General features: G+C 63.3%; 15 protein-coding genes. 7 read left to right on the forward strand and 8 right to left on the reverse strand.

Features of this window, described 5'->3' with window-relative positions:
* Positions 1–78 precede the first annotated feature (78 nt).
* Positions 79–1,728, reverse strand: coding sequence for an energy-dependent translational throttle protein EttA (ettA, locus tag JQ553_RS28820; protein ID WP_212503426.1), 1,650 nt, complete (start codon positions 1,726–1,728; stop codon positions 79–81).
* 254 nt (positions 1,729–1,982) lie between these two features.
* Here ettA and JQ553_RS28825 point away from each other — a divergent pair, with 254 nt between their 5' ends.
* Positions 1,983–2,171: a hypothetical protein gene (locus tag JQ553_RS28825; protein WP_212503427.1), complete on the forward strand. Its 189-nt coding sequence runs from the start codon at positions 1,983–1,985 to the stop codon at positions 2,169–2,171.
* Positions 2,172–2,296: 125 nt separating this feature from the next.
* Complete coding sequence (locus JQ553_RS28830; protein WP_212503428.1) at positions 2,297–3,259, forward strand: D-2-hydroxyacid dehydrogenase family protein; 963 nt, start codon at positions 2,297–2,299, stop codon at positions 3,257–3,259.
* A 171-nt stretch (positions 3,260–3,430) separates the two neighbouring features.
* Here the strand turns inward: JQ553_RS28830 and JQ553_RS28835 are convergent, their stop codons facing one another.
* Positions 3,431–4,720 (reverse strand): L,D-transpeptidase, encoded by a 1,290-nt coding sequence (locus JQ553_RS28835; protein ID WP_212503429.1) that lies wholly within the window; start codon positions 4,718–4,720, stop codon positions 3,431–3,433.
* A 329-nt stretch (positions 4,721–5,049) separates the two neighbouring features.
* Here JQ553_RS28835 and JQ553_RS28840 point away from each other — a divergent pair, with 329 nt between their 5' ends.
* Positions 5,050–5,838, forward strand: coding sequence for a hypothetical protein (locus JQ553_RS28840; RefSeq protein WP_212503430.1), 789 nt, complete (start codon positions 5,050–5,052; stop codon positions 5,836–5,838).
* A gap of 8 nt (positions 5,839–5,846) precedes the next feature.
* Here JQ553_RS28840 and sseA read toward each other — a convergent pair whose 3' ends face one another.
* The 3 genes from sseA to JQ553_RS28855 form a co-directional block, all read right to left on the reverse strand.
* Positions 5,847–6,704 carry a 3-mercaptopyruvate sulfurtransferase gene (gene sseA / locus JQ553_RS28845; protein WP_212503431.1) on the reverse strand — a complete coding sequence of 286 codons (858 nt, stop codon included), beginning with the start codon at positions 6,702–6,704 and terminating at the stop codon, positions 5,847–5,849.
* 89 nt (positions 6,705–6,793) lie between these two features.
* On the reverse strand, positions 6,794–7,204 hold the full coding sequence (locus JQ553_RS28850; protein WP_212503432.1) for a rhodanese-like domain-containing protein: 411 nt from the start codon (positions 7,202–7,204) through the stop codon (positions 6,794–6,796).
* Positions 7,205–7,281: 77 nt separating this feature from the next.
* Positions 7,282–8,457, reverse strand: a complete 1,176-nt coding sequence (locus JQ553_RS28855) for a VWA domain-containing protein (RefSeq protein WP_212503433.1) — start codon at positions 8,455–8,457, stop codon at positions 7,282–7,284.
* A gap of 182 nt (positions 8,458–8,639) precedes the next feature.
* Between JQ553_RS28855 and JQ553_RS28860 the strand changes: the two genes are divergently transcribed.
* The 4 genes from JQ553_RS28860 to JQ553_RS28875 all read left to right on the forward strand — a co-directional run bounded on the left by JQ553_RS28860 (position 8,640) and on the right by JQ553_RS28875 (position 13,415).
* Complete coding sequence (locus tag JQ553_RS28860) at positions 8,640–10,538, forward strand: diguanylate cyclase (RefSeq protein WP_249144636.1); 1,899 nt, start codon at positions 8,640–8,642, stop codon at positions 10,536–10,538.
* Between the two features lie 114 nt (positions 10,539–10,652).
* The gene (locus JQ553_RS28865) at positions 10,653–10,898 is read left to right on the forward strand and encodes a GlsB/YeaQ/YmgE family stress response membrane protein (protein WP_212503434.1); all 246 of its coding nucleotides are present in this window, start codon (positions 10,653–10,655) and stop codon (positions 10,896–10,898) included.
* A gap of 93 nt (positions 10,899–10,991) precedes the next feature.
* Entirely contained in the window at positions 10,992–11,834 is an 843-nt protein-coding gene (locus JQ553_RS28870; RefSeq protein ID WP_212503435.1) for a MoxR family ATPase, read from the forward strand.
* 78 nt (positions 11,835–11,912) lie between these two features.
* A complete protein-coding gene (locus JQ553_RS28875; protein ID WP_212503436.1) occupies positions 11,913–13,415 on the forward strand; it encodes an NAD(P)/FAD-dependent oxidoreductase in 1,503 nt (500 codons plus the stop codon).
* Positions 13,416–13,589: 174 nt separating this feature from the next.
* Here JQ553_RS28875 and JQ553_RS28880 read toward each other — a convergent pair whose 3' ends face one another.
* The 3 genes from JQ553_RS28880 to JQ553_RS28890 form a co-directional block, all read right to left on the reverse strand.
* Positions 13,590–15,233: a GMC family oxidoreductase gene (locus JQ553_RS28880; RefSeq protein WP_212503437.1), complete on the reverse strand. Its 1,644-nt coding sequence runs from the start codon at positions 15,231–15,233 to the stop codon at positions 13,590–13,592.
* A 24-nt stretch (positions 15,234–15,257) separates the two neighbouring features.
* Positions 15,258–15,851 (reverse strand): GNAT family N-acetyltransferase, encoded by a 594-nt coding sequence (locus JQ553_RS28885; protein ID WP_212503438.1) that lies wholly within the window; start codon positions 15,849–15,851, stop codon positions 15,258–15,260.
* A 140-nt stretch (positions 15,852–15,991) separates the two neighbouring features.
* Positions 15,992–16,918 (reverse strand): SMP-30/gluconolactonase/LRE family protein, encoded by a 927-nt coding sequence (locus JQ553_RS28890; protein ID WP_212503439.1) that lies wholly within the window; start codon positions 16,916–16,918, stop codon positions 15,992–15,994.
* Between the last annotated feature and the right edge of the window lie 736 nt (positions 16,919–17,654).

Raw genomic sequence — 17,654 nt, forward strand, 5'->3', positions numbered from 1 at the left:
CAGATCGTGCCGCGATGCTGTCAAAGAGACACGCGATCGCGCGACATCTTGTCCCGCGATCGCCACGGGTCGGTCTGGCTATCGCGTCAGCTTCTTGTACTTCACGCGATGCGGAATAATGCTGTCCTGGCCGAGCCGGCGCATCTTGTCCTTTTCGTAATCCTGGAAGTTGCCCTCGAACCATTCGACATGGCTGTCGCCCTCGAAGGCGAGGATATGGGTCGCGATGCGGTCGAGGAACCAGCGATCGTGGCTGATGATGACGGCGCAGCCGGCAAAATCCTCCAGCGCCTCTTCGAGCGCACGCAACGTGTCGACGTCGAGATCGTTGGTCGGCTCGTCGAGCAGCAGCACGTTGGCGCCTGACTTCAGCATCTTGGCGAGGTGCACGCGGTTGCGCTCGCCGCCGGACAGCGCGCCGACCTTCTTCTGCTGGTCGGCACCCTTGAAGTTGAACGCTGAGCAATAGCCGCGCGAATTGACTTCCTTCTTGCCGAGCAGGATCAATTCATTGCCGCCCGAAATCTCCTCCCACACGGTCTTGTTGCCCTCCAGCGCATCGCGCGACTGGTCGACGTAGCCGAGATGCACGGTCTCGCCGACCGTGATCGTGCCCTTGTCCGGCTGCTCCTGCTTGGTGATCATCTTGAACAGCGTGGTCTTGCCGGCACCGTTCGCGCCGATCACGCCGACGATGCCGCCCGGCGGCAGCTTGAAGGTGAGATCGTCGATCAAGAGGCGGTCGCCAAAGCCTTTGCTGAGCCCTTCAAAATCGACGACGTTGGCGCCGAGCCGTTCGGCGACGGGAATGATGATCTGCGCGGCTTGGGTCTGTTTCTCGCTCGCCTTCTTGAGCAGTTCCTCGTAGCGCTGGTAGCGCGCTTTCGACTTGGCCTGGCGTGCCTTCGGAGAGGAGGCGACCCATTCCTGCTCCCGCGCGAGCGTCTTCTGGTGTGCGGTGTCCTCGCGGCCCTCCTGCTCGAGTCGCTTCTGCTTCTGCACCAGCCAGGACGAGTAGTTGCCCTCGTAGGGAATGCCGCGGCCACGGTCGAGTTCGAGGATCCACCCCGTCACGTTGTCGAGGAAGTAGCGGTCGTGAGTGACGATCAGGATCGCACCGGGATATTGTCGCAGATGGCCTTCCAGCCACGACACGGATTCCGCGTCGAGATGGTTGGTCGGCTCGTCGAGCAGCAAAAGCTCGGGCTGGTCGAGCAACAGCCGGCACAGCGCGACGCGGCGGCGCTCACCGCCCGAAAGCTTCGTCACATCGGCGTCGTCAGGCGGGCAGCGCAGCGCGTCCATCGCCTGGTCGACCTTGCTGTCGAGATCCCACAGGCCCTGGGCCTCGATCTCGTCCTGCAATTTGGTCATCTCATCGGCGGTCTCATCCGAGTAGTTGACTGCCAATTCATTGTAGCGATCGAGGATCGCCTTCTGCTTGGCTACACCCTGCATGACGTTTTCGCGAACCGTGAGCTTGGCATCGAGCTGCGGTTCCTGCTCGAGATAGCCAACGCGGGCGCCCTCGGCGACCCACGCCTCACCGGTGTATTCCTTGTCGAGGCCGGCCATGATCTTGAGCAGGGTCGACTTGCCCGAGCCGTTGACGCCGAGCACGCCGATCTTGGCGTCCGGGTAGAAGCTCAGATGGATGTTATCGAGCACCTTGCGGGTCGGATACGCCTTGGTCAGACCCTGCATGAAATAGACGAACTGGCGAGCCATTCGCGGTCCCTGGAATTGATCCGGATGTGAGGAAATTTTGCTGCCGCCGATGTAGCCGCCGGCCCCCGAAAGCGCAACCGGAGGCGGGCGTTTTCCATCCGTTCACCACGGATGAATACGGGTTCGACACCATGTGTGCGCCGGATCACGACAATTGAAACCATCTTTTAATAAATCAGGCCAAAACTCGTTCTCAGGCGCCAAAATCGGCGTTTTTCGCGGCAGAACCGCGATCGGAAAGCAGAGGCCGCGTCATGGCTACCATCACTTCGGCATCTCTCCCGCGCCCGGCGGTCAGAAGCGAGGCAAAGCCTTTCGCCGAACTACGTGCCTTCTGGCGCGCGTTCATCGCCAAGGCGTTCAACCCCTACCGGCCGGAACTCTATTACATGCGCGGTCCGGGCCCGGCCTGGCGCGCCAAGCACCCGGCCCGTTCGAAGTGACCTTCCCGGACATTTGAGTTCAGCCGGCCTGCCGGTGCGCTTGCGCACCCACCGATTGCGCGCAACCATGGCGCTCCTCCGACGGCCCGCTTCGCGCCGTCCTCCTCGCCACAATGGATTTTCCAATGACGCGGCTGCGCTGTGCAATTCTCGACGACTATTTTCAAATCGCTCTCTCGGTGGCCGACTGGCCCAGGATCAAGGACCGCGTCGACGTCACCGTGTTCGACCAGCCGTTCGCGGGTGAAGCTGACGCCGCTGCGAAGCTGAAGGATTTCGAAATCGTCTGCGCGATGCGCGAGCGCACCGCGTTTCCGCGCACGCTGTTCGACGCACTGCCCAAGCTGAAGCTCTTGATCACGTCGGGGATGCGCAATGCCGCAATCGATACGGAGGCCGCGAAGGACCGTAAGGTCGTGCTGTGCGGCACGCAATATAGCCGCGACCCCACCGCAGCGCTCACCATCGGGCTGATCCTGGAACTGACCCGCGGCATTGGCCGCGAGAACGCGCGGATGCATGCCGGCGAGCCCTGGCAGACCTTTGCTGGCACGGAGATCGAGGGCAAGACCCTTGGCGTGATCGGCCTTGGCAAGCTCGGCAGCAAGGTCGCCGGCATCGCCAAGGCGCTCGGCATGAATGTCATCGCCTGGAGCCCCAATCTCACGCCCGAGAAGTGCAAGGAGGTCGGCGTCGGCTATGCCAGCAAGGAGGAGTTGTTCTCGACCGCCGATATCGTCACCATTCACGTCGTGCTGGGCCCGCGCTCGCGCGGACTGGTAGGTGCCGCGGACCTCGCGCGGATGAAGCCGTCAGCCTATCTCGTCAACAGCGCGCGCGGACCAATCGTCGACGAGGACGCGCTGCTCGAAGCGCTCAAGCAGAAGAAGATCGCGGGCGCCGGCATCGACGTGTTCTCGGTCGAGCCGCTGCCGGTCGACCATCCGTTCCGCAAGCTCGACAACCTCGTGCTGACGCCGCATCTCGGTTATGCGACGCGCGAAGGCTTACAAACGCATTACGGGCAGATGGTCGAGTGCATCGACGCCTTCACCAAAGGCGGCGAACCGCCACGCCGCCTGGCCTGAGGCCGCGCCGCGACCAGCCAAGAAAAAAGGCGCGCCCTCGCGCGCCTTTTTTACGAACTTTCGTGATCCGCCGAAAGCGCGATGAGATGATGATGAACCATCATCGCGCTTTAGCCTATTGTTTGTGCATGATCTTCTCGGAAAACCGCTACACACTTTTCCGGATCATGCCTAGCGAACCGTGACCGGCGCGGGCAGCGGCTGGACCACTGTCGGCTGCGTTCCGGGGAGGGGCCCGACTTGCGCCTGGGTCGCGGCCGGCGCTCCGGCAGCGGGTCCGCCCGGTGGCGGCGCCGCCGATGCGGTGGCGGTGGCCGGCGATGCGCCACCCGGCAGCACAACCACGCGGGTGCCAACCTTGGCGCGCTCGAACAGGTCGGAGACGTCTTCGTTCAGCATGCCGATGCAGCCAGACGAGACGAACTTGCCGATGGTCGACGGCTGGTTGGTGCCGTGGATACGGTACACGGTCGAGCCGAGATACATCGCGCGCGCCCCGAGCGGATTGCCGGGACCGCCCGCCATGAAACGCGGCAGATACGGTTGACGCTCGATCATTTCCGCCGGCGGATGCCAATCCGGCCACTCGGCCTTGCGGGTGATCTTCTGCACACCGGTCCACGTGAAGCCGTCGCGGCCAACGCGGACGCCGTAGCGAATCGCCCGGCCGCCGCCGAGGATGTAATAGAGGTAAGTGTTCGGCGTATCGACGACGATGGTTCCGGCCGGCTCCTTGGTCGGGAACGCGACTTCCTGGCGACGCAGATTTGGCGGCAATTGCGCAGGCCCGGCTTCCGGCTGCTCATCCGGCGGTAGGGCCGCAATCTGCACCGGCCTGCCGTCGGCACCGACCGGCGGCTGCTGCTGCGGCACCGCACCGGTCACGCCCGAGACGCCTGCTGCTCCGATCGCTCCCGGCGGACGCAGAGCGCCCCGATCATCGCCACCCGGATTGACCGGATAAACGACGCCCGCTGCCGGCACGCCGTTGTCACGATTGGCCCCTTGCAGAGCGCTCGGCGGCTGGTCGGCATAAATCACCTGCGGCGGGCCCGCGGGCCGGCCATAGCGGGGATCATCGGGCGACATTACGGGTCCCATCGGCGCACCGCGGTCCGAATAGACCGGGCCGTTCATCGGGCGGCCATAGCGCGGATCGTCAGGGGACATCACAGGGCCAGTCGGTGCACGGTCGGTGTAGACCGGTGCGTTCATGGGGCGACCGTAGCGCGGATCGTTGGGAGACAGCACCGGGCCGGGCGGCGGCAGCGCAGCCGAATTCTGCGGCGCGTCGTCATCGTCTAAGCCATCGAAATCGGGCATGCTGCCCTGCGGATACGGCTGTGGCGCGGCCGAATAGACTTGCGGAGCCGGATAACCCTGCTGCGCATGCACAAGCGAGGTTCCCGCCGCGCCAAGTGCTGCGGCAGCACAAATCGTCAGAATGCGGTTGATCATCATCGCTTTTGTATAGTCCCCAAGCCACACCGGACCGTTAACGGCCAGATGACGGAAGATAGCGGCGCATTCAAGACAAATCGGCGAAATCCGGCCGAATCCGGACATATATTGTGATCGCAAGCGCGTCCTGCGGCAAAGATGTCTCACGGCCTGAGAAAATTAATCCGTGGAACCAGGCGATCAAGGCTTATGCATTTTGTAGCAAACAGTCGCCAAGCATTTGCGATATCGTCAAATCAACCGATTCGCTGCCCGGCGAAACCGGCCCGTGTGGTCACCGCGTTCCTATTCGGCATCAAGACTTCCCTCAGAAGGGGGAACCCGCGCCCATGCTCCCCGGCCTTCGTTTTCTGCTCGCCGCGATCGTGCTGGCGACGTCGATTCTGGTGTTTGGGTTGGGCGCAGCGGCGCTGCTGCGCGCAGCTCATGAAGAATTCGCCAACGTTCCGGCCCGCTGGGCGCCCTCCGAGCCGCAGTTCGTGCAGCAGGTCGAGCCGCCTCCGACGCTCGCCATGCTGAGCATTGAACCTCCGCCATCGGAGAGACCTCCCGAGCCCCTGGTCGCGGAGCCGCCTCCGGAGGCGCCCGAGGCAGCGGCGCCGGCTGAAGTCGAACAACTCGCCGCCGTGAAAGCCGACGAGGCGCGGACAATTGGACCGATCGAGGCGGACGTCCCGGCTGACGAGACTGCACCGGCACGCGAGGGCAGTTCCGCGGTGCCCGCGCCGGTCGAGGCCGAGATTCGCGCCGCCCCCGATGACGCGGACAAGGTTGCCGCCATTGCCGACTCGCCGCCGGCGACGGTTGAGCCCGCAGCGGCAGAAGTTGCATCGTTGCAGGTGGTCGAACCGGCGCTGCCACAGCTTTCGCCGGAAGCGAGCCAGGCGGCGACCCGAATTGCGACGCTTGGCGGCCCGGAGGTGACGGTCGCAAGATCGGCACCCGCGAAGGCGACCAACGCCAAGCCGGATCGCAGCCTCGCCGACAAGCGAGCGCGGCGCGCGAGGGAACTGCGCCGCATCGCGCAGGCTCAGGCGGCGCAACAGGCCGCGCTTCAGCAGCAACCCGTCGATCTGTTCGGCCAGCCGATCAACGCGCCGGCCACCACCAGGCGATAACGCCTTCCTCAAGCGGGCCCCGTCGCGATCGGCGGACCGCCCGCCTGTCCCCATTCCGACCACGAGCCGTCATAGAGCGAGGTGTCGGTGACGCCGAGCCGGTAAAGCGCAAGCGTCAGGACGCCGGCCGAAACGCCAGAGCCACAACTCGTCACGATCGGCGCATCGGTCTTCACGCCGGCGCCACTGAACGCCTGGCGCAGATCGTCGTGCGGCTTCATTGCGCCGGTAGCGGCATCAAACAGGTTGTTGTAGGGCACATTGCGGGCGCCCGGGATGTGGCCCGAGCGAATGCCCGGCCGCGGCTCGGCAGCGCGCCCCTCGAAGCGATCGGCGGCGCGCGCATCGATCACCTGCTCGGCACGGCTTTCGACGTTGGCAATCATCTGCTCGATGCTGCGCACGCGGCGCGGGTCAAAGGTCGCCTTGAACGTCGCAGGCTTTGGCTTTACCTCGCCACTCTCGACTGGCCGTCCCTCGGCGCGCCACTTCTTCAGGCCGCCATTGAGGACGCGGACATTGCGGTGGCCATAGGAAAGAAACATCCACCAGGCGCGCGGCGCGGCCACCCAGCCGCCGGCATCGTAGACGACAACCGTGTCGGCATTGCCGATGCCGAGCGCGCCGACATCGCGGCCAAATTGCTCTGCGCTCGGAAACATGTGCGGCAGCGGATTGGAATGATCTGATACGGCGTCGACGTCGAAAAACACGGCGCCCGGAAGATGCGCGGCAAGATAGTCGTCCTTCGGCAGCGGCAGCACGCCCGGCATCTTGAATGTCGCGTCGAGGATCTTCACATCGGCCTCGCCAAGATGCGCGGCAAGCCATTCAGTGGAGACGAGAGGATCATCGGTGGTGGTCATCTTGAGCAACCTTTTAGGCCGTTATTGCCGGGCTGATCCGGCAATCCGTCAGATCATGGACACGCCGGCCGAGCCGCGCGTGGCGCGTCCTAGCCTTTCTTCGGCTCCCATTTCTCGATCGGCCCGCCAGCCTCGCGCCAGGCTGCGAAGCCGCCGCCCATATGGGCAACCGGCTTCAGGCCCATGTCCTGCGCGGTCTTCGCGGCGAGCGCCGAGCGCATGCCGCCGGCACAGTGGAAAATGAACTTCTTGTCTTCCTGGAAGATCGGCTTGGCGTAGGGGCTTTTCGGGTCGATCCAGAATTCCAGCATGCCGCGGGTGCAGGAGAATGCGCCGGGAATTTTGCCGTCGCGCTCGATCTCCCGGGGATCCCTGATATCGACGATCACGACGTCGTCCTTGCCGATCAGCGTGATTGCGTCGGCCGCGCTGATCGTCTCGATCTCGGCGTTGGCCTCGTCGATCAGCGCCTTGATGCCACGGTGAATAGTCTGGGACATGGGCTTCTCCCTCGCTTGTACCAGGCCGTGATTCCGGGACGGTCCAAAGGACGAGACCCGGAATTACGGCAGCAGAATTACCGTACCAGTTCCCGCATGGCGTGCTCCAGACCCTCGATCGTGATCGGGTACATGCGCTCGGAGAAGATGCGGCGGATGATGGTGGTCGATTCCGAATAATCCCAGTGCTTCTGCGCCACCGGATTGAGCCAGATCGTATGCGGATAGGTGCGGACGATACGATCGAGCCAGACCGAGCCGGCCTCCTCGTTGACATGCTCCACCGAGCCGCCGGGCACCATGATCTCGTAAGGGCTCATCGACGCGTCGCCAACGAACACGACCTTGTAGTCGTGCGGGTATTTGTGCAGCACGTCCCAGGTCGGCGTACGATCGGTGAAGCGTCGCTTGTTCTGCTTCCAGACACCTTCGTAAAGGCAGTTGTGGAAGTAGAAATATTCCATGTGCTTGAATTCGCTCTTGGCGGCCGAGAACAATTCCTCGACCTGCTCGATGTGGGAATCCATCGAGCCGCCGATGTCGAAGAACACCAGCACCTTGACCGCATTGCGCCGCTCCGGACGCATATGCACGTCGAGATAGCCGTGGTTGGCGGTCTCCTTGATCGTGGTGTCGAGATCAAGCTCGTCGGGCGCACCGGTGCGCGCGAACTTGCGCAGCCGCCGGAGCGCGACCTTGATGTTGCGGATACCGAGCTCGACATTGCCGTCTAGATCCTTGAACTCGCGCTTGTCCCAGACCTTCACGGCGCGATTGTTGCGGTTCTTCTCCTGCCCGATCCGGACGCCTTCGGGGTTGTACCCATGGGCGCCGAATGGCGAGGTTCCCGCGGTGCCGATCCACTTGTTGCCGCCCTGGTGGCGGCCCTTTTGTTCCTCGAGGCGCTTCTTGAGGGTCTCCATGAGCTTGTCCCAGCCCATGGCCTCAATCTGCTTCTTCTCTTCCTCGGTGAGATACTTCTCGGCGAGCTTCTTGAGCCACTCCTCGGGGATCTCCGCCTTGCCCATGGCGTCGAGCAGGTTCTCGAGCCCCTTGAACACGGTGCCGAAAACGCGGTCGAACTTGTCGAGATTGCGTTCGTCCTTCACCAGTGCGGCGCGAGACAGGTAATAGAAGTTCTCGACCGTCTGTTCGGCGAGATTGGCGTCGAGCGCTTCCATCAGCGTCAGATACTCCCGTAGCGTCACGGGCACCTGAGCGTCGCGCAGCGATGTGAAGAACTGCAGGAACATATTTAGTTAAATCGCCCGCCGGGACGGTGCCGTCAAGGGCTCCTGGCCTCCTCCTGCCGGCGGATCAGCCATTCACTTTCACTTAACCACCCGGGCCACCTTCGGCCTGCCGGGCCGAAACGTGACGTTAAGATGGAGTGTTGATCACTGGACGCCATACAACGCCAGTGGACCCGACCGAGTTGCCTCGCGTTCCCACCAAGCTGCCGAACCCGTTCTCGCCAGTGGCGATCGTCGCTGCGGTGGTGATGGTCATGACCGCCTGCCTGCTGGGGCTCGTCGTGTGGAAGGTACTCGATGCTCGCTCCATGGCGCTTGCGCAAGGCGAGCGTGACATCCGCAATCTTGCCCATTCGCTGGCCGAGCACGCATCCCACTCGATCCAGGCCGCCGATGTCGCCATGGCCGGCATGGTCGACCTGTTGAAGTACCAACGGCCGCGCGAGGATCGCTTCAACCTCTATCTGCGCAACACGGTCGCAACGCTGCCGCAGATCAGGGAGATCGGCGTCCTGAACAGCGAGGGCAACTGGATCTACTCCTCGCTCGACCAGACACCGCTCCACAACAATGCCGACCGCGCCTATTTCACCGGGCATCGCGATTCCACCGATCCGCTGCTGCACATCAGCCCCCCGCTGCGCTCGCGACTGACCGGACGGGCGACGATCATCCTGTCCCGGCGCATCAGCAACCAGGACGGCAGCTTCGGCGGCGTCCTGGTTGCGGCGATCGATGCGACGTATTTCGACAATTTCTACAAGGCCTTCAAATTTGGCCGGCATGCCGGGATTTCCCTGCTGCGCAACGACGGCACCGTGCTCGCGCACTGGCCCGACGGAAAATGGAACAAGGACCTGTCGACCGCCTTCAAGGTTCGGATCGGCGAAGCGCCGAGCGGCTATGCGAGGACAGTCTCGCCGTTCGACGGTTACACGAAGTATCTCGGCTATGAGACCGCCTCGCTCTATCCAATCGTGGTCACCGTCGCGTTGCCAGAGGAGGATGTGCTTGCCGCCTGGCACGAGGGCCTGCGTTACGATGCCGTCGCGGCCGTCGTCGTGATGGGGACCGTCGTGCTGCTCGCGGTGATGCTGTCGGCGCAATTTCGCAGGCGTGCAAGGATCGAGGCGGCGCTCCGCGAGCGCGAGGCGGGCTATCGCATGCTTGCAGACAACATCGCCGACGTTGTCATCCGGCTGGATCGGGGCGGCAAATTCCTGTTCGTCTCGCAGTCGGTCGAAGCCATCCTTGGCCGCAAGCCCGACGACCTGCTCGGCAAGTCGTGCTTCGACTTCGTGCATCCCGACAGCCGCGCCGAGCTAGCCAAGGCGAGTTCCGAGCTGACGGACTGGACGACGACCAAGACCGTTGCGTTCAAGACCTTTCGTGCCGACGGGTCCGAGGTCTGGGTCGAGATCAACTTCAAGCTTGCCGGCGCCGCTGAAGATCACCAGGGCATCGAGGTCGTTGGCGTGCTGCGCGACGTGACCGAACGGCGCAAGATGGAAGACGAACTCAATGCACTGAACGTGCGCCTCGCCGAGCTTGCCACGACCGACGGCCTGACCAGGCTCGCCAACCGGCGGAGTTTCGACAATGCGCTGCCGCGCGAGTTCCGCGACCGCGAGCAGATCTCGGTCATCATGCTCGACATCGACCATTTCAAGGGCTTCAACGACAGCCGCGGGCATCAGGCCGGCGACGAATGTTTGCGGCGCGTGGCGCGCGTGATTGCGGATGCCACGGAAAACACTTCCGCGCTGGCAGCGCGCTATGGCGGCGAGGAATTCGCCATCATCCTGCCCGGTGTTGACGAACAGGATGCACTCAAGGTCGCGGAAGCGATCCGCCTTACCATCCGCTCGCTCGCGATCGCCAACCCGGCCTCGCATCGTGGCGTGGTCTCGATCAGCCTCGGCATCGCCAGCCGCTCGGCCGCGACCGCTGATGAAGCTGCGCTGGTCGGCGCGGCCGATGGTGCGCTCTACGAGGCGAAACGCTCGGGACGCAATTGCGCCGTCCTCGCCTCGACGCTGGCCTCCGGCAATCATTCCGTAGGGCGGAAACAATACGCCTGACGTCCCATGCGCGGGCCGCCGCCCAGGGTACCGCTGCGCTGCGGAATCCGAGCTAGACCGCCTCACTTTTTCAACTAGAATTGCGCCTGACAGGAGATCGGGCAGGACGTTTGAATGGGGATCATCGCGGCATTGGTGATCGGTGCGATCGCCGGCTGGCTGGCCGGACAGATCGTCCGCGGCGCGGGCTTCGGCCTGCTCGGGAACATCGTGGTTGGCATCGTTGGCGCGTTGGTGGCAGGCTGGCTGTTGCCGCAGCTTGGCGTCAGCCTCGGGAGCGGCACCATCCGCGATATCGTCAATGCCACCATCGGCGCGGTGATCGTGTTGGTCATCCTGTCGCTGATCAGACGCGCGTGACCGGGACAATTCCGCTCTCGACGGCCGCTGTTCCAGCGGTCGTTTCATGTTGAGGCCAAGGTGGCCGACGAACGAGACAAGGCAAAGGGATAGATGAAATTCACGGGTACCAAGGACTACGTCGCCACCGATGACCTCAAGGTCGCTGTCAACGCCGCCATCGTGCTCGAGCGCCCGCTGCTGGTGAAGGGCGAGCCCGGCACCGGCAAGACCGTGCTGGCCGAGGAAGTCGCGAAGGCGCTCAATGCGCCACTGCTTACCTGGCACATCAAGTCCACCACCAAGGCGCAGCAGGGTCTCTACGAATACGACGCCGTGTCGCGCCTGCGCGACAGCCAGCTCGGCGACAGCCGCGTGTCCGACATCAAGAACTACATCAAGCGCGGCAAGCTGTGGGACGCGTTCACCAACCAGGAGCGCCCCGTGCTCCTGATCGACGAGATCGACAAAGCCGACATCGAATTTCCCAACGACCTGCTGCTCGAGCTCGATCGCATGGAGTTCCACGTCTACGAAACCGGCGAGAACATCAAGGCGAAGCTGCGTCCGATCGTAATGATCACCTCGAACAACGAGAAGGAGCTGCCAGACGCCTTCCTGCGCCGCTGCTTCTTCCACTACATCAAGTTTCCCGATGCCGACACGATGAGCAAGATCGTCGACGTGCACTTTCCCGGCATCAAGAAGCGGCTCGTCGAAGAGGCGCTGCGCATCTTCTTCGAGGTGCGTGAGGTGCCGGGCCTGAAGAAGAAGCCGTCGACTTCCGAACTGCTCGACTGGCTCAAGCTGCTCTTGAACGAGGACATTACGCCGGAGATGCTCAGGGAGCGCGATCCGCGCAAGTTGATCCCGCCGCTGCACGGCGCACTCTTGAAGAACGAGCAGGACGTGCACTTGTTCGAGCGGCTCGCCTTCCTCAGCCGCCGCGAAGTCTGATTCCGACATCCGCTCACGCCGGGCCCTTGGCTCCGGCGTTTTGCGTCCGTACCGCAAACAACAAGACGACCAGGGAACATGAACGTCCAAACCCAAATCCGCGCTGCCGAACCCGTCACAACAGAACATTTCGACGTCCTGATCGCGGGCGCCGGCATTTCCGGCGTCGGCTCGGCCTACCACCTGGCGACGCAATGCCCAGGCACCAGCTTCGTGGTGCTTGAGACGCAGAAGACGTTCGGCGGCACCTGGTCCACGCACCGCTATCCCGGCATCCGCTCCGACAGCGACCTGCACACCTTCGGCTATCGCTTCAAGCCGTGGACCAGCGCGCCGATCGCGACCGCGGCGGAGATCCTGAAATACATGGGTGAGGTGATCGAGGAGAACGACCTCGCCCGCCACATCCGCTATCGCCACACCATCACGTCGGCGAAGTGGTCGAACGAGGCCAATCTCTGGACCATCGACGCGACGCGGCTCGACACCGGCGAGAAGCTTCGCTTCACCGCCAACTTCTTCTGGATGTGCCAGGGCTATTATCGCCACGCCGAGGGCTATACGCCCGAGTGGACGGACATGGCCAGGTTCAAGGGCCGGATCGTGCATCCGCAGAAATGGCCTGATGATCTCGATTACGCCGGCAAGCGCATCATCGTGATCGGCTCCGGCGCAACTGCCGCGACGTTGATCCCGGCGATGGCCAAGGATGCCGGCCACGTCGTCATGCTGCAGCGCTCGCCGACCTTTTTTCGCACCGGCCGCAACGCGATCGAGATCACCGAGGAACTGCGCAAACTGCAGGTCGACGAGGCCTGGATCCACGAGATCACACGCCGCAAGATCCTGTTCGAGCAGGACGCCTTCACGCGCAAGACCTTCGCCGAGCCCGAGGCCGCCAAGAAGGACCTCCTGTCCGCCGTCGAGGCCTATCTCGGCAAGGACTACGACATCGCGACCCACTTCACGCCGCGCTACCGGCCGTGGCGGCAGAGGATTGCTTTCATTCCGGACGGCGATTTGTTCCAGGGCATCAGGTCCGGCAAGGCGTCGGTCGTGACCGACGAGATCGAGCGCTTCACCGAGAAGGGCATCCTGCTCAAATCCGGCAACGAGCTCGAGGCCGATATCATCGTCACCGCGACCGGCTTCAATCTTTGCGCCAACGGCGACATCGATTTCGAGATCGACGGCAAGCCGCTCGATTTCGCCGACACGGTGACCTATCGCGGCATGATGTTCACGGGCGTGCCGAACCTCGTCTGGGTGTTCGGCTATTTCCGCGCCAGTTGGACGCTGCGCGTCGACCTTGTCGCCGACTTCGTCTGTCGCCTGCTCAATCACATGAAGGCGGCAGGTGCGAAAAAGGTGACGCCCACGCTGCGGCCGGAAGACCACAACATGCCGCTGTTGCCGTGGATCGATGCGGAGAACTTCAATCCCGGCTACATGATGCGCGGCATGCATCTGCTGCCGAAGCGCGGCGACAAGCCGGAATGGCAGCACAACCAGGACTACTGGACCGAAAAGGACGAATTCCCGGCGATCGACCTCGAGGACAAGGCGTTCGTCTACGGCTGAACTCCTTTGCTTGACCCGTCACCCTGAGGTGCTCGCGAAGCGAGCCTCGAAGGGTGCACGGCCCGAGTGGGGCCGTCGTGCTTCGAGACGGCCGCTTTTGCGGCCTCCTCAGCATGACGGGGATAGATAGTGCGCGCTGATCGACGACGATCATCGCGCATACCAACCACACCCTCACGCATATTCTTCCAGCTTCGCCGACGCCGGCGCGGCCTTGCCGCGGATCATGTCGGAGGCCTTGTCGGCGATCATCAGCGTGGACGCGTTGAGATTCGCCGAAATCATCCGCGGCATGATCGAGGCGTCGATCACGCGAAGTCCTTGCATCCCGCGCACGCGAAGCTGATCGTCGACCACGGCCCACGGCGCGTCGGCCGGCCCCATCCGGCAGGTGCAACCAGGATGGAACGTCGTCGTCCCGCGCTGGGTCGCGGCGGCGAGGAATTCGTCATCGCTTTGCACGTTCGGCCCCGGAAAATCCTCGTAGGCGTAATACGGCTTGAGCGGCTCGGAGCCGAGCAGACGTCGAGCGAGCTTCATGCCGGCGACGACGACGCGACGGTCGATCTCTTCGGCGAGATAGTTGGTCTGGATGATCGGCGGCGCAAACGGATCGGCCGAGCGGATGCGGACATAGCCGCGGCTCTCCGGACGCTGCTGCCATGAGGCGACAGTCATGCCGGGCTCGTCCTCGAGCTGGCCCTGCACACCCTCCTTGTAGCTCGCCGGCGTGAAGGTGAGCTGCAGATCCGAGCTCTCGGTGGTCTCGCCGGAGTGCCAGAAGCAGTAAACCATGGTCGGCGACAGCGACAACAGGCCGCGCCGTGTCGTCGCCCATTTCAACGCCTCGATCCAGAGGCTGAGGCCGCGACGAAGCTCGTTGATGGTCCTGATATCCTTCACCCGCGCCACCGAGCGCGGTGCGTAGTGATCCTGCAGACCCTCGCCGACGCCCGGCAGCGCGTGACGCACCTCGATGCCGTGCGACTTCAAGAGGTCGGGCGAACCGACGCCCGAGAGTTGCAGCACCTGCGGCGAGTTGTAGGCGCCGCCGGACAGGATGACCTCCTTGTTGGCGCGCACTTCGACCGGCTCACCGCCCTTTCCTCCCCTGAGGTAGCGAACGCCGACCGCGCACTTGCCCTCGAAGATGATGTTGGTGACATGCGCATGCGTACGCACATTGACATTCGGTCGCTTGCGTGCCGGATGCAGGAACGCAGTCGCCGCGCTGACACGCAGTCCATTCTGGATGGTGCGCTGGCAATAGGAGACGCCTTCCTGGATCTTGCCGTTGTAGTCAGGGTTGCGTGGAATGCCCAGGCTGACGGCGCCCTCCATGAAGGCTTCGCAGAGCGGATCCTGCCAGTCCATCGTGGTCACGGTGAGATTGCCGTCGCGGCCGCGATATGTGTCGTCGCCCTCACCGATCCGCCGCTCCATCCGCCGGAAATAGGGCAGCACGTCGGGATAGCCCCAGCCGCGATTGCCAAGCTGCGCCCAGGTGTCGAAATCCTGGCGCTGGCCGCGATTGTAGATGTGGCCGTTGATCGACGACGAGCCGCCGAGCGTCTTGCCGCGCGGCGCATAGATGCTGCGCCCGCCGGTCCATGGGCCCACCTCCTGCTGATAGGCCCAGTTCACGCTCTTCATGTGAAAGGTCTTGATGAAGCCGGCGGGCAGATGGATGTAGGGATGCCAGTCGCTCGGCCCCGCCTCCAGCACGCAGACCGTGGTCGCGGCGTCTTCGCTCAGGCGATTGGCGAGCACGCTTCCTGCGGAGCCCGCGCCGATAATCAGATAATCGAATCTATCCATCATTGTCTTGCGCGGAGTTGACCGTCACCGCGCCTTTTCGTTGAGTTGATAATTGAGGTGAGCCTTCACCGTCGGCCATTCGCCGGCGATGATGCTGTAAACCACGGTGTCACGCAACGTACCGTTCGGCGCGATCTGGTGGTTGCGCAGGATACCGTCCTGCCTTGCACCCAGGCGCTCGATGCCGCGCCGGCTCTGCTGATTGAAAAAATGCGTGCGGAACTCGACCGCGATGCAGTCGAGCGTCTCGAAGGCGTGGCCGAGCAGCAGCAGTTTGCACTGCGTGTTGACCGCGCTGCGCTGCACCCGCCTTGCGTACCAGGTCGAACCGATCTCGACGCGACGGTTCGGCGTATCGACATTCATGTACGTGGTCATGCCTGCAATCGTGCCCGATGCATCGAACACGGTGAACGGCAACATTGAGCCCGCCGCTTGCAGGCCGAGCCGACGGTCGATCTCCTTGCCCATGTTCTCCGGCTGCGGGATGAAAGTGTACCAGAGCTTCCAGAGCTCGCCGTCCTTCACGGCCTCGATCAGCCCGTCGCGATGATCGTGCGACAGCGGCTCGAGCCGCGCATGCGCGCCACGAAGGGTGACCGGTTCAAGCCAGGGCATTCCTACGTCCTTTCCGTCGCTGCGAGGAGCTCGCGACAAAATTGCAGGGCAATTTTGCGCTGAAGCGACGAAGCAACCCATTCGCTTCGTACCCGTGGCTGCATGGATTGCTTCGCGTCGCTCGCAATGACATTCCTATATCACTTGTTCAAAAAGTTCAGCGGCAGTCCCGGCCGCGGCCAGTCCATCGCGATCAACTCGCCCTTGCCTGACAGCGTGATATAGGCGGTCTTGAGCTCGGGGCCACCGAAGGCGATGTTGGTGGTGACGCGGTCGCCGGTCGGCACTTGCTCGACCACGGTGCCGTCCGGCGCGATCACCGAGATGCAGCCCGAGACCAGGGTCGCCACGCAGATGTTGCCATTCGCTTCCACCGCGAGCGAGTCGAACATCTGGTAGCCGCCAAGGCCGGCAATCGGCTTGCCGCGCTCGCCACGATAGATCACGTCGCGCGGCTTGATCGTGCCCGGCTCGGAAACTTCATAGGCCCACAGCCGAGCCGTCGGAGTTTCGGCGATATAGACGGTCTTCTCGTCCGGGGAGAGTCCGATGCCGTTTGCCGGCAACACGCCGTGCACCGCCTCGACGATCTCGGTCATCCCGGGCTTGACGTAGTAGAATGCGCCGACATCCATGTCGCGGGTGCGGCGCTTGCCGAGGTCGGAGAACCACAGGCCGCCATGCTTGTCGAACACGAGATCGTTCGGCCCGCGCAGCGCTTGCTCGTCGCATTTGCTGACGACGGTCTCGACCTTGCCGGACTGCAGGTCGACGCGCTGGATCGAACCGCCAAGATAGTCCTCCGGCTGCGGCCCCGGCATGATCATGGTCTTGGTCGGGATCCAGGAGAAGCCGCCATTGTTGCAGACATACATCTTGCCGTCGGGACCGAGCGCTGCCCCGTTCGGGCCGCCCGGCATCTTCGCAACGATTTCCTTGCGTCCGTCTGGATAAACGCGGGTCAGGCGCTGGCCGCGGATTTCCACCAGCACGATCGAGCCGTCAGGCATGACGACCGGCCCCTCGGGAAATTCCAGATCGGTAGCGAGAACACGGATATTGGCCATGGCATCCTCCCGGCTCATTGGCTGCAGGCGGATCGCTGAGGCCCCGCACGCGCAACATGTTGTTTCGCCTGTTATGACAAAGTCGATCTGGCTTGCCAAGCAACCTCACAAAGACGATTGCGCAACGCTGCCCGGCGCCGGTGAGGGGCGGCTGACACCTTGTCGATGGTACAGGCGGCCCCATCCGCCGTCATTGCGAGGAGCTCGCGACAAAATTGCAAAGCGATTTTGCGCTGAGGCGACGAATCAATCCATCTTTCCGCGAGCGTAGAGAGATGGATTGCTTCCGCCTTCGCCAAGGCTATGGCGGACAAGTCGCTCCGCTCGCAATTGTGCAAGACATACATCCGCATTCTCGCGGCGCGTTGCGTCCGAGGTTTGCGTCACGTTCGACCCTCGTGAAGCAATGAGGGCGCAGGGAAAGCCGGGTGCCGATTGCACCCATGGGCCCGGTGCAACAAAAAGCACCGGGGGTAGGACCACAGGTGTAACCGGAAACAACCCGGCTTTCCCTGCGCGATGGTTTTACGGTGTCCTTCGTGCTCTTCTCGGTGAGACCAGCTTTGTTGTCACCGTCGTCAGTGAGAAGTTTGCTTCTCACGAACTTAACACCTGCATCGGGGCGTCAGAACCACACGACTTCGCCGTCCGCCTTGGCACGTTCGCCTCGTGTGCCGCAGCGTCCACCGCATCTCAACCCAACACTCGTGACGATGGCGAAGCGCCCCTCAATCGG

It is taken from the genome of Bradyrhizobium lablabi, assembly GCF_018131005.1.
GTDB lineage: Bacteria > Pseudomonadota > Alphaproteobacteria > Rhizobiales > Xanthobacteraceae > Bradyrhizobium > Bradyrhizobium lablabi_D.

What these genes read in the sequence shown, in the direction of transcription:
- JQ553_RS28890 (WP_212503439.1), bottom strand. Translation starts at nt 16,918, where the DNA reads ATGGCCAATATCCGTGTTCTCGCTACCGATCTGGAATTTCCCGAGGGG.
- ettA (WP_212503426.1), bottom strand. Translation starts at nt 1,728, where the DNA reads ATGGCTCGCCAGTTCGTCTATTTCATGCAGGGTCTGACCAAGGCGTAT.
- JQ553_RS28850 (WP_212503432.1), bottom strand. Translation starts at nt 7,204, where the DNA reads ATGTCCCAGACTATTCACCGTGGCATCAAGGCGCTGATCGACGAGGCC.
- JQ553_RS28875 (WP_212503436.1), top strand. Translation starts at nt 11,913, where the DNA reads ATGAACGTCCAAACCCAAATCCGCGCTGCCGAACCCGTCACAACAGAA.
- JQ553_RS28840 (WP_212503430.1), top strand. Translation starts at nt 5,050, where the DNA reads ATGCTCCCCGGCCTTCGTTTTCTGCTCGCCGCGATCGTGCTGGCGACG.
- JQ553_RS28835 (WP_212503429.1), bottom strand. Translation starts at nt 4,720, where the DNA reads ATGATGATCAACCGCATTCTGACGATTTGTGCTGCCGCAGCACTTGGC.
- JQ553_RS28825 (WP_212503427.1), top strand. Translation starts at nt 1,983, where the DNA reads ATGGCTACCATCACTTCGGCATCTCTCCCGCGCCCGGCGGTCAGAAGC.
- JQ553_RS28870 (WP_212503435.1), top strand. Translation starts at nt 10,992, where the DNA reads ATGAAATTCACGGGTACCAAGGACTACGTCGCCACCGATGACCTCAAG.
- JQ553_RS28880 (WP_212503437.1), bottom strand. Translation starts at nt 15,233, where the DNA reads ATGGATAGATTCGATTATCTGATTATCGGCGCGGGCTCCGCAGGAAGC.
- sseA (WP_212503431.1), bottom strand. Translation starts at nt 6,704, where the DNA reads ATGACCACCACCGATGATCCTCTCGTCTCCACTGAATGGCTTGCCGCG.
- JQ553_RS28885 (WP_212503438.1), bottom strand. Translation starts at nt 15,851, where the DNA reads ATGCCCTGGCTTGAACCGGTCACCCTTCGTGGCGCGCATGCGCGGCTC.
- JQ553_RS28830 (WP_212503428.1), top strand. Translation starts at nt 2,297, where the DNA reads ATGACGCGGCTGCGCTGTGCAATTCTCGACGACTATTTTCAAATCGCT.
- JQ553_RS28855 (WP_212503433.1), bottom strand. Translation starts at nt 8,457, where the DNA reads ATGTTCCTGCAGTTCTTCACATCGCTGCGCGACGCTCAGGTGCCCGTG.
- JQ553_RS28865 (WP_212503434.1), top strand. Translation starts at nt 10,653, where the DNA reads ATGGGGATCATCGCGGCATTGGTGATCGGTGCGATCGCCGGCTGGCTG.